The organism is Mycobacterium sp. 1423905.2, assembly GCF_001673155.1.
Lineage (GTDB): Bacteria > Actinomycetota > Actinomycetes > Mycobacteriales > Mycobacteriaceae > Mycobacterium.
This window is the reverse complement of the sequence record NZ_LZLE01000350.1, coordinates 17867-30483: the sequence shown is the minus strand read 5'-3', so window position 1 is coordinate 30483 and position 12617 is coordinate 17867. Positions and strand designations below refer to the sequence as shown.

Here is a 12617-nt window from a genome sequence, read left to right as displayed (position 1 = left end):
AGCGGGCCGCAAGATTGCGGCCGAGATAGCCGTCGGCCCCGGTGACCGCAATCCTCACTGGGGCCCCTCGCTGCGGCTAGTCGTCATCGTCCATCAGCGCCGCATTGACCAGGGCGTCGAGGTCCATGTCCGCGAGATCATCCTCGCTGGAACCGTTGCGCGCCACAGAGCCGGCCGCCTGTCCGTTGCCGTCGCTTTCATTGGCCAAGGACAGCAGCAGATCCAGTACGCCGGCCTGCCGCAGCCGCTTGACCGGGATGGAAGCCACCACTCGTTGCAGTTCGGCTTCACCCGGTGCCGTCTGCGGCGCGGCCGCTTCCTGGCTGCCTACCAACTCCTGGTGGAAGTAGCCCGCCAGCGCCGCTGAGTTCGGGTAGTCGAAGATGAGCGTCGGCGAAAGGGCTAGTCCGGTAGCGGCTTTGAGGCGGTTGCGCATCTCGACCGCCGTCAGCGAGTCGAAGCCCAACTCTTGGAAGGCCCGGTCCGGGTCGATGGCTTCCGGGCTGGCGCTGCCCAACACGGTGGCGATGTGTGAGCGCACCAGATCCAACAGGACGGCATGCTGCTCGTCCTCGGGCAGCCCGTCCAGACGTTGCAGCAGGGCGGACTTGGACTTGGCAGCGGCGAGGCTGTCGTCGACGTGACGACGTGCCGGAGCATTGATGAGATCGACGAACATGGGTGGCAAAGTGCCGCCGTCGAACTTGGCCCGCAGCGCCACCACATCGATGTGGGCGGGCAACGTAAACGGTTCGCCGAGAATCATTGCGGTGTCCAGCAATCGCAGCGCCTCCTCCGACGACATCGCCACGATGCCATCGCGGGCGAACCGGGCGAAGTCGACGGTGGCCAGTCGACCGGTCATCGAGCTGGCCTGATCCCAGAGACCCCAACCCAACGAGAGCGCCGGCAGCCCGTGCGCCTGCCGGTGCACTGCCAGTGCGTCGAGGAAGGAGTTGGCCGCCGCGTAGTTGGCCTGACCGGAGGAACCCACCAGCCCGGCCATCGACGAGAACATCACGAACGCGTTTAGGTCGAGATCCCGGGTGAGCTCGTGCAGATTCCAAGCCGCCTCTACCTTGGCGCGAAGTACCGAATCGACTCGCTCCGGGGTCAGCGACGTCACCACCGCGTCGTCGAGGGCTCCGGCGGCGTGTATCACGCTCGACAGCGGATGCTGCACCGGAATGTCGGCAATGACCTTGGCCAGCGCTTCGCGGTCGGCGGCATCGCAGGCGACGATGTGCACCTGCGCACCCGCATCGGTCAACTCCGCACGCAACTCAGCCGCACCCGGCGCATCGGAGCCGCGGCGGCTGACCAGCACCAGACGCCGCACGCCGTGGTGGGCGACTATATGGCGGGCCAGCGCCGCGCCCGCCATACCAGTTCCGCCGGTGATCAGCACCGTGCCCGAACCCCATGCGCCACCGGGCCCGAACGGCAAAGTCAGCACGACCTTACCGATGTGCCGAGCCTGGCTCAGGTAACGCAGCGCCGCTGGCGCCCGGCGCACGTCGAAAGTCGTCACGGGCAAGGGCTGCAGCACTCCGGCGTCGAAGAGCTCTCCCAACTCGGTGAGCATCCGCTGAATGTGATCCGGACCGGCTTCGAACAAGTCGAACGCGCGGTAGCGCACACCGGGATGTTTCTCGGCGACCACATCGGGTTGACGAATGTCGGTCTTGCCCATTTCCAGGAAGACACCGCCGGGAGCGACGAGTCGCAGTGAGGCGTCGACGAACTCACCGGCCAGCGAGTCCAGCACCACATCGACGCCTTGCCCACCGGTGGTCGCCCGGAACTTCTCCTCGAAGTCCAGGCTGCGCGAGTCGCCGATGTGGTCGTCGTCAAAGCCCAACGCGCGCAATGTCTCCCACTTGCCGCGGCTGGCGGTGGCGAACACTTCGACACCCCAGTGCCGGGCCAGCTGCACCGCGGCCATGCCGACTCCTCCGGCGGCGGCGTGGACCAGCAGCCGCTGGCCGGGCTGAATTCGAGCCAGCCTGGACAAGGCGTAGTAGGCGGTCGCGAAGACCACCGGCGCGGTGGCGGCTTCGGTGTCAGACCAGCCCGCCGGAATCTTGAGCATGAGACGTTCGTCGGTGGTCGCGACGGTACCGGTGCCTTCGGGGAACAAGCCGGTTACCCGGTCGCCGACGGCCAAAAGACGGTTGCCCGGGGCACTTTCGATCACCACGCCGGACGCCTCGACACCCATCGCGGCATTCTCGTCGGGATACAGGCCGAGGGCGATCATGACGTCGCGGAAGTTGGCGGCCATGGCCCGTGTCGCAATGCGTACCTGGCCGGGCGCCAATGGCGTGTCCGCGTCGAGAATCGGCTCGACGTGCATGTTTTCGAACGTTCCCGCACTGCTCATGGCCAATCGCCACGGACCGTCGCTCGGCGGCACCAGCAGACCCGTGACGGCGCGACTGCCGTGTACGCGGGCGATGTGCAGTGTGCCGTCGCGCAACAGCATTTGCGGCTCGCCCACCGCGAGGGCCGCCGCAGCTCCGTCGTCAGTGAGCGGTCCGTCGGAATCCACCAGGACGATGCGGCCGGGATGTTCGGTCTGCGCCGACCGCACCAACCCCCAGACGGCTGCGCCGGCCAGGTCGGCCACGTCCTCGTCGGGCAGCCCCACTGCGCCTTGCGTTGCAACCACCAGCGTGCCGGAGTCGTGTTCGGCCAAAAACGTTTGTACCGCAGCCAATGCGGCATGTGTCGCCGCGTAGACGTCGGCCAACACGTCCTCACCGACGGGCCGCGACTGGTAGACCTCGTAGGGCGGCACAGCCCCGCCGCCCGCAGGCGCGGGTAACCAGACCACTTCGTAGAGTCGGTCGCCGCTGGCACCGGACAACGCGGCCTTCAACTGCTGCTCGGTCACCGGACGGGCGACCATCGAGGCCACCGACAACACCGGCAGGCCCAAAGTGTCTGCCAGTTCCACCGACACCGAAGACGGTCCCAGCGGAGAGATCCGCGCTCGTACCGCCGCCGCTCCGGCGGCGTGCAGTGAAACACCTTGCCAGGCAAACGGCACCAGCACGCCGCTGGCACGGTCGAAGTCCCCGCGTTCGTCGGCAGCGACGATGATGGCGTGCAAGGCCGCATCCAGAATCACCGGGTGGACGCCGAAGCCCGCGGGTGTCAGGCCGCCCGTCTCGGGCAGCGAGACCTCTGCGAACAGATCGTCACCGCGCCGCCACATCCCGCGCAGTCCCTGGAACGCCGGACCGTAGCCGTACCCGTGTTCCGCTAACCGCTCGTAGATTCCGGCCACCTCGACCGGCGTGGCACCGGCCGGGGGCCACACCGTGAGGTCGGCACTGGGTTGCACGGCCGCGGAACCGACCGAGCCTTCGGCGTGCAGCAACCATTGCGAACCGGCGTCCTGCCGCGAGAAGACCGAGACGCTGCGCGACCTGGACTCATCGGATGCGCCGACAACCACCTGCACGGCAACAGGTTTGTCAGCAGGCAGGATCAGCGGCGCCGCCAACGTGAGTTCGTCGACGACCGAGCAGCCGACCTCGTCGCCGGCCCGGATGGCCAACTCGACGAAGCCAGCGCCGGGGAAGATCACGACGCCGCCGACCGCATGATCGGCCAACCAGCCTTGGGTCGCAGCGGACAACCGGCCCGTCAACACAACACCACCAGAGGTGGGCAACTCGACGACGGCTCCCAGCAACGGGTGCTCGCCGGGTGCCAAGCCGAGGTCGGCGGCGTCGACGGTGGTGGTGTCGTGGGACAGCCAGAAACGCCGCCGGTCAAAGGCATACGTCGGTAGCTCAACGAAGTTGGCGGGCCCGATCACCTGACGCCAATCCACCCGCACTCCCGCGGCGAAGGCCTGGGCCAACCCGTTGACCAGCGTCACCGGCTCGGGCCGGTCCTTGCGCATCGCGGATACGGTCAGCACCGCGACGTCAGGCAGCGACTCCTCGATCGATGCGGTCAACCCACTGCCGGGGCCGACTTCCAGGAAGCGGGTAGCGCCGTTGGACTGTGCGAAGCGAATGCTGTCGGCGAAGCGGACGGCTTGCCGGACGTGCTTCTTCCAGTACGTCACCGACCCGAAATCGTCGCCGACCAACTGTCCGGTCACGTTGGAGATGACCGGGATGGTGGGCTTGTTGATGGTCAAACCCGCTGCCACGGTGCCGAACTCGTCGATCATCGGCTCCATCAGCGGCGAGTGGAACGCGTGCGACACGGCCAGCTGGTGAACTCGCCGACCGTCGGCGCGCAGTTTCTCGGCGATGGCGAGTACTGCGTCCTCCGCGCCCGAAACCACTACTGAGGTCGGGCCGTTGATCGCCGCGATCCCGACTTCATCGTCGAGTAGCGGGCGCACTTCGTCTTCGGTGGCTTGCACGGCGACCATGGCCCCGCCGGCCGGCAGTGACTGCATGAAGCGGCCGCGGGCGGCCACCAGCACGGCCGCGTTTTCCAGGGACAGCACCCCGGCCACGTGGGCGGCGGTCAGCTCCCCGACGGAATGCCCCATGACGAAATCGGGTCGCACGCCCCATGATTCCAATAACCGGTACAGCGCCACTTCCACCGCGAACAGCGCTGGTTGAGCGAATTCGGTTGTGTTGAGGACGCTTTCGTCGTGGCCCCACATTACTTCGCGCAATGGGCGCAGCAGGTGGCGGTCCAGTTCGCCGACCACGGTATTGAAGGCTTCGGCGAACACCGGGTATGCGGCGTGCAATCCCATTCCCATGCCTAGTATCTGGGAGCCTTGGCCGGGGAAGACGAAGACGGTTTTGCCGGCCGGTGTCGCCGCACCGCGGATCACCGAAGTCACCTCATCAGCGGCCAACTCCTCCAACCCGGCCAGCAGCCGGTCACGATCGGCGCCAACCACCACCGCCCGATGCTCAAAGCTCGAGCGCCCCGCCAACGACCACCCCACATCAGCAACATCAAGCCCATCATGGGCACGCACATACGCCGCCAACCGCCCCGCCTGAACAGCCAACGCCGACGCCGACTTCGCCGACACCACCCACGGCACCACCGCCCTAGGCCCCACCGGCTGACGCGGCGCCACCGCCACCGACTCGATAATCACATGCGCATTAGTCCCACTGATCCCAAACGAGGACACCCCCGCCCGCCGCGCACGCCCCTCACCCGGCCACGGCCGCGCCTGAGTCAACAACTCCACCGCACCCGCCGACCAATCCACATGTGGACTGGGCTCATCGACATGCAAACTCGCCGGCAACACCTCATGGCGCATCGCCTGCACCATCTTGATCACCCCGGCCACCCCCGCCGCAGCCTGCGTATGACCCATATTCGACTTGATCGACCCCAACCACAGCGGCTCACTGCGGCCCTGCCCATAGGTGGCCAACAACGCCTGCGCCTCAATCGGATCACCCAACGTGGTCCCGGTGCCATGCCCTTCCACCGCATCCACATCAGCCGCCGACAACCCCGCATTAGCCAACGCCGCCCGCACCACCCGCTGCTGCGACGGACCATTAGGCGCGGTCAACCCGTTCGACGCCCCATCCTGATTCACCGCCGAACCCCGCACCACCGCCAACACCGGATGACCCAACCGCTGCGCATCCGACAACCGCTCCACCACCAACATGGCGCCGCCCTCGGACCAACCAACTCCGTCGGCCGCGCCGGCGTAGGCCTTGCAACGGCCGTCCGGCGCCAGGCCGCGGTGCCTGCTGAACTCGACGAACACCGTGGGTGTGGCGTTCACCGTCGCGCCGCCGGCCAACGCCAGGTCACACTCCCCCGACCGCAACGACTGCACCGCCATATGCAACGCCACCAACGACGACGAACACGCCGTATCCACCGACACCGCCGGGCCCTCCAACCCCAACACATACGACACCCGACCCGACGCCACACTGGTGGACTGGCCGGTCAGCCGGAAGCCTTCCGCCGCTTGCGCGGCGCCCAGGCCGTAACCTTGGGTGTACACCCCGGCGAACACGCCGGTCGCGCTGCCCCGCAGGCAGCCGGGTTCGATCCCGCTGCGCTCCAACGCTTCCCAGGCGAGCTCGAGCAGCATCCGTTGCTGGGGGTCCATGGCCAGCGCTTCACTGGGGGCGACACCGAAGAAGGCGGGGTCGAAGTCGGCCACCCCGTCGACGAAGCCGCCGGTGCGCGTGTAGCAGGTGCCCGCCACGTCGGGGTCCGGGTTGTACAGGCCAGTGAGGTTCCAGCCGCGGTCGGTGGGGAAATCCGAGAGCACGTCGTGGCGCTCGATGAGCATGTCCCACAGGTCTTCTGGTGATTCGACCCCACCGGGGTAGCGGCAGGACATGCCGACGATGACGATCTGGTCGTCGTCGGTGGCGCGTACCGCGTGTGTCTGCTTGATCTCGCGAGGTGCGCCAGCCAATTCGCCGCGGATGTAGGAGGCCAGACCGTTTGGTGTCGGGTAGTCGAAGATGAGGGTGGGTGACAACGACAGGCCGGTGGCCGATTTGAGGCGGTTGCGCATCTCGACCGCGGTCAGCGAGTCAAAGCCCAACTCCTGGAAGGCTTTGTCCGGATCGATCGCCTCGGGCGCGACAGTGCCCAGCACGGTGGCGATGTGCGAGCGCAGCAGATCCAGGACGACGGCTTGTTGTTCGGCTTCGGGCAGTCCGTATAGGCGTTGTGCCAGAGCCGATTTCGACTTGGCCGCAGCCAGCGAATCGTCCACCTGCCGACGGGTGGGCGCGTTGACCAGGTCGCGGAACATCGGCGGTACGGCGACGGCGTGGGCGCGCAGCGCCCCGAGATCGATACGGGCCGGCGCCAGGTACGGCTGGTCGACGATCAGTGCGGTGTCGAACAACGCCAACGCCTCGTCGGAGGACAACGCCAGAACACCCTCGCGACCCAGGCGGGCCAGGTCCGCGGCGTCGAGTCCGCCGGTCATGGCGCTGGCCTGGTCCCACAGGCCCCAGCCCAACGACATCGCGGGCAGCCCATGCGCGCGCCGATGCGTCGCCAACGCGTCCAGGAAGCAGTTCGCCGCCGCATAGTTGGCCTGCCCGGACGAGCCGACCAGTCCAGCCATCGACGAAAACATCACGAACGCAGCCACGTTCAGGTCGCGCGTCAGCTCGTGCAGATTCCATGCCGCGTCCACCTTGGCGCGCAACACCGAGTCGATGCGCTGTGGCGTCAGCGATGTCAGGACCGCGTCGTCGAGAACGCCGGCCGCGTGGATGACGCCGGACAACGGCCGCTGCACGGGAAGGTCGGCGATCACCTTGGCCAGTGCCGCGCGATCCGCCGCGTCGCAGGCCACCACCTGCACGTGCGCGCCGGCGTCGGTCAATTCGGCGACCAGCTCGGTCGCGCCCGGCGCGTCGGGGCCGGTGCGGCTGAGCAATACCAGATCGCGCACCCGGTGGCGGGCGACGATGTGGCGAGCCAACGTCGACCCGGCCATGCCGGTGCCGCCGGTGATGAGCACCGTGCCGGCCGCCCAGGCGTCGGGCAGCGTCATCACCACCTTGCCGATGTGGCGGGCCTGACTGAGGTAACGCAACGCCGCCGGCGCACGGCGCACGTCGAAGGTCGTCACCGGCAGGGGACGCAGCACACCGGCGTCGAAGAGTTCGGCCAAGTCGAGCATGTACTGGTGCATGCGGGGACGGCCGGGCTCGAACAGGTCGAACGCGCGGTAGCGCACCCCGGGGTATTCCTGTGCGATGACGCCGGGGTCGCGGATGTCGGTCTTGCCCATTTCCAAGAAGACGCCGCCCGGGGCGACCAGGCGCAGTGAGGCGTCCACGAATTCTCCGGCCAGCGAGTCCAAGACCACGTCCATGCCCCGGCCCTCGGTGATGGCCCGGAACTTGTCTTCGAACTCCAAGCTGCGCGAATCGGAGATATGATCATCGTCGAATCCCAACGCGCGCAACACATCCCACTTACCCTTACTGGCGGTCGCGAAGACTTCCAGGCCCAGGTGGCGGGCGAGTTGGGTGGCGGCCATTCCGACGCCGCCGGCCGCGGCGTGGATGAGTACTCGTTGCCCCGGCTTGACGTCGGCGAGATGCACGAAGGCGAACCATGCGGTGGTGAAGACGGCGGAGATCGCGGCCGCCTCGGGGTAGGACCAGTCGGCGGGCATCGGCAGCAACAGCCGGGTGTCACCGGGCACGAGGGTGCCACTGCCGTCCGGGAAGAAGCCGTATACCGAGTCGCCGACGGCGAACTCGGTGACGCCGGGACCGACTTCGACGACCACGCCCGCGCCTTCGCCACCGAGCAGCGCCTCATGGGTGAACATGCCCAGGGTGATCATGATGTCGCGGAAGTTGGCCGCGATGGCGTGCAGCGCCACGCGGACCTGGCCGGGCTCCAATGGTGCTCCGGCATTCGGAACCGGCTCCAACTGAAGGTTTTCGAATGTTCCTGCGCTGCTGAGGCCCAGCCGCCATGGCCCGTCGCCCGGCGGCACCAAGATGCCCTCGACAGCGCGGGTGCCGTGGACGCGCGGTGTGTAGACCTGTCCGCCGCGGAGCAGCACCTGCGGCTCACCGACAGCCAGCGCAGACGCGACGGCTTCCTCGTCCAACGGCACATCGGAGTCGACCAAGACGATCCGCTGCGGGTTCTCGGTCTGAGCCGATCGCACGAGTCCCCAGACGGCGGCGCCGGCCAAGTCGCGAACATCTTCATCAGCCAACGCCATCGCGCCCCGAGTGGCGATCACCAGTACGTCGCAGTCCGGCTCGGTCAGCCACGCCTGGATGGTCGTCAGCGCTTCGTGCGACCGCGCATAGGTGGAGGTGACTGGATCTTCTTCGAAAGCAACCGATTCGAAGAGTTGATACGACGGCGTGGGAGCTTCACTGGTCGCCGTCGCCGGCGCCCATACCAGCTCGAAGAGGCGGTCCGCCCCCGTGTTCGACACCGCCGCACGCAACTGTTGCTCGCTCACCGGCCTGGCCACCATCGCCGCGACGGACAGCACGGGCAGCCCCAGACCGTCGGCGAGCTCGACCGACACCGCCGACGGACCTACCGGTGCGATGCGCGCGCGCGCCACCGAGGCGCCCGCGGCGTGCAGTGAAACGCTTTGCCAGGCAAAGGGAAGTACCAGTTCTGCGTCGGGGTTGGCGATCACCACTGCGTGCAAGGCCGCGTCCAACAGCGCCGGGTGTACCCCATAGCCGGACACCGCGCCCGCCGATTCAGGCAGTCGCACTTCGGCGAACAGTTCGTCGCCGCGGGCCCACACCGCGGTCAACCCGCGAAATGCCGGCCCGTAGCCGTAGCCCCGGGCGGCCAACCGGTCATAACCACCGGCGACGTCGACCGCGACAGCGCCGGCGGGCGGCCATACCGCGAGGTCGGCGGTGGGCTGCACGGTTCCGTCGCGCAACACCCCGTCGGCGTGCCGTACCCACACCGAGGCGCCGTCGGAGTCCGCGCGAGAGTAGATCGAGACGCTGCGTTGTCCGCTTTCTTCGGCGGAGCCGACGACCACTTGCACCGCAACCGATCCCGTTGTGGGGATCAGCAACGGCGCACGCAGGGTCAGCTCGTCGAGGACCGAGCAGCCGACCTCGTCGCCGGCACGCACCGCCAGTTCGACGAAGCCCGTGCCCGGGAAGACGACCATGCCCGAGACAGCGTGGTCGGCCAGCCAGCCTTGGGCGCTGGGTGCAAGCCGACCGGTCAGCACGACTCCCCCGGACGCGGGCAATTCGACCACCGCGCCCAGGATGGCGTGGTCGCTGGCGGTCAATCCCAGCCCGCTGGCGTCGGCCCCCGTGCCCTCGCCGGACAGCCAGAACCGTCGCCGCTCAAAGGCATACGTGGGCAACTCGACGAAGCCGGCGCCCTCCAACGCGCCGCGCCAGTCCACGGCGACACCGGCAACAAAGGCGGTGGCGGCCGACTGCAGGAACCGCTCCAGGCCACCGTCTTCGCGTCCCAGGGTCGGTACGACGACGGCTTCCGTGCCGTCGAGGCAGTCGTTTGCGGTGTCTTCGATTCCGGCGATGAGTGCGGGATGCGGGCTGGATTCGATGAAGGTGCGGTAGCCATGCTGGCAGGCGCTGCGCACCGCCTGATCGAGTTCCACCGTCTGCCGAATGTTGCGGAACCAGTAGCCGGCGTCCAAATCCACAGTGTCCAAACGGCTTCCGGTCACCGTGGAGAAGAAGGCGGTGCGAGTGGAACGAGGCTCGATGTCCGCCAAGGCTTCGGTGAGCTGGTCGCGAATTGCCTCCACCTCGGCCGAATGGGACGCGTAGTCGACGTCGATGCGGCGGGTGCGCAGCTCCAGGTCGGTGCAGTGCTGAATGAGCTCCTCGAGCGCGGTCACCTCGCCGGAGACGACGACGGCCGAGCGGCCGTTAACCGCGGCGATGCCGAGCCGGTCTCCGAACGGCGCCAACAACTCTCGCGCTTGTTCGGCGGCGCAGGCGATCGACACCATGCCGCCGGGGCCGGCCAGACCGGTGAGCAGCTTGCTGCGCAGGATGACGACCTTGGCGGCGTCCTGTAACGACAATGCACCGGCCACGTAGGCGGCGGCGATTTCCCCTTGTGAATGACCGATGACGGCATCGGGGCGCACGCCCATCGACTTCCAGAGTTCGGCGAGCGACACCATCACCGCGAACAGCACGGGCTGTACGACGTCGACGCGGTCGAGTCCCGGAGCTCCGGGCGCACCGCGCAGCACGTCGGTCAACGACCAGTCCACAAAGTCCGCGAATGCTTCGGCACAGGCCTCGATTTGACGCGCAAAAACTGGTGCAGTGTCGGATAATTCGACTCCCATGCCAACCCATTGGGAGCCTTGGCCGGGGAAGACGAAGACGGTTTTGCCGGCCGGTGTCGCCGCACCGCGGATCACCGAAGTCACCTCATCAGCGGCCAACTCCTCCAACCCGGCCAGCAGCCGGTCACGATCGGCGCCAACCACCACCGCCCGATGCTCAAAGCTCGAGCGCCCCGCCAACGACCACCCCACATCAGCAACATCAAGCCCATCATGGGCACGCACATACGCCGCCAACCGCCCCGCCTGAACAGCCAACGCCGACGCCGACTTCGCCGACACCACCCACGGCACCACCGCCCTAGGCCCCACCGGCTGACGCGGCGCCACCGCCACCGACTCGATAATCACATGCGCATTAGTCCCACTGATCCCAAACGAGGACACCCCCGCCCGCCGCGCACGCCCCTCACCCGGCCACGGCCGCGCCTGAGTCAACAACTCCACCGCACCCGCCGACCAATCCACATGTGGACTGGGCTCATCGACATGCAAACTCGCCGGCAACACCTCATGGCGCATCGCCTGCACCATCTTGATCACCCCGGCCACCCCCGCCGCAGCCTGCGTATGACCCATATTCGACTTGATCGACCCCAACCACAGCGGCTCACTGCGGCCCTGCCCATAGGTGGCCAACAACGCCTGCGCCTCAATCGGATCACCCAACGTGGTCCCGGTGCCATGCCCTTCCACCGCATCCACATCAGCCGCCGACAACCCCGCATTAGCCAACGCCGCCCGCACCACCCGCTGCTGCGACGGACCATTAGGCGCGGTCAACCCGTTCGACGCCCCATCCTGATTCACCGCCGAACCCCGCACCACCGCCAACACCGGATGACCCAACCGCTGCGCATCCGACAACCGCTCCACCACCAACATGGCGCCGCCCTCGGACCAACCAACTCCGTCGGCCGCGCCGGCGTAGGCCTTGCAACGGCCGTCCGGCGCCAGGCCGCGGTGCCTGCTGAACTCGACGAACACCGTGGGTGTGGCGTTCACCGTCGCGCCGCCGGCCAACGCCAGGTCACACTCCCCCGACCGCAACGACTGCACCGCCATATGCAACGCCACCAACGACGACGAACACGCCGTATCCACCGACACCGCCGGGCCCTCCAACCCCAACACATACGACACCCGACCCGACGCCACACTCGAGGTCATGCCGGTCAACCGGTAGCCCTCGATCTCTTCGGCGAACATGCCGTAGCCCTGGGCGATGATTCCAGCGAACACACCGGTGGCGCTGCCGCGCAGTCCGGTTGGGTTGATGCCGGCCCGCTCCAGCGCCTCCCAGGACAACTCCAGCAGCATGCGGTGCTGTGGGTCCATGGCCAGGGCTTCACTGGGGGCGATGCCGAAGAAGGCGGGGTCGAAGTCGGCGACGCCCTCGACGAATCCCCCGGTGCTGGCGTAGCACTTGTGCGGGGCGTCGGGGTCGGGGTCGAACAGCCCGGCCAGGTCCCAGCCGCGGTCGGTGGGGAAATCCGACATCACGTCGCGGCCGTCGGCGACCATCTGCCACAGGCTTTCCGGGGAGTCAACTCCACCCGGCAGCCGGCAGGACATGCCGACGATGGCTATCGGTTCGCTGGACCGCTCCAGCAGGGCACGGTTGGTGCGCTTCAGGCGCTCGACTTGGACCAGGGCTTTTCGCAGCGCTTCGGTCGCATGCTGGAGTTGGTCACCCATCACTACCCCTCGCCTATTACTGGTCGTCTCGGACTGCGGCAAACTGCTCTTGCCGCGTCACGGAAGGTGCTGCGCGAAGCGTCGCCGATCCGACCAGCGTCGTGCTGCGCTTCGGGCCAAG

The 12617-nt window shown here is 67.7% G+C and carries 1 protein-coding gene; it reads right to left on the bottom strand.

The genetic code is table 11. The annotated features are described in order from the left end of the window. Positions 1–76: 76 nt before the first annotated feature. Positions 77–12496 (bottom strand): type I polyketide synthase, encoded by a 12420-nt coding sequence (locus A9W95_RS23985; RefSeq protein ID WP_067418616.1) that lies wholly within the window; start codon positions 12494–12496, stop codon positions 77–79. Between the last annotated feature and the right edge of the window lie 121 nt (positions 12497–12617).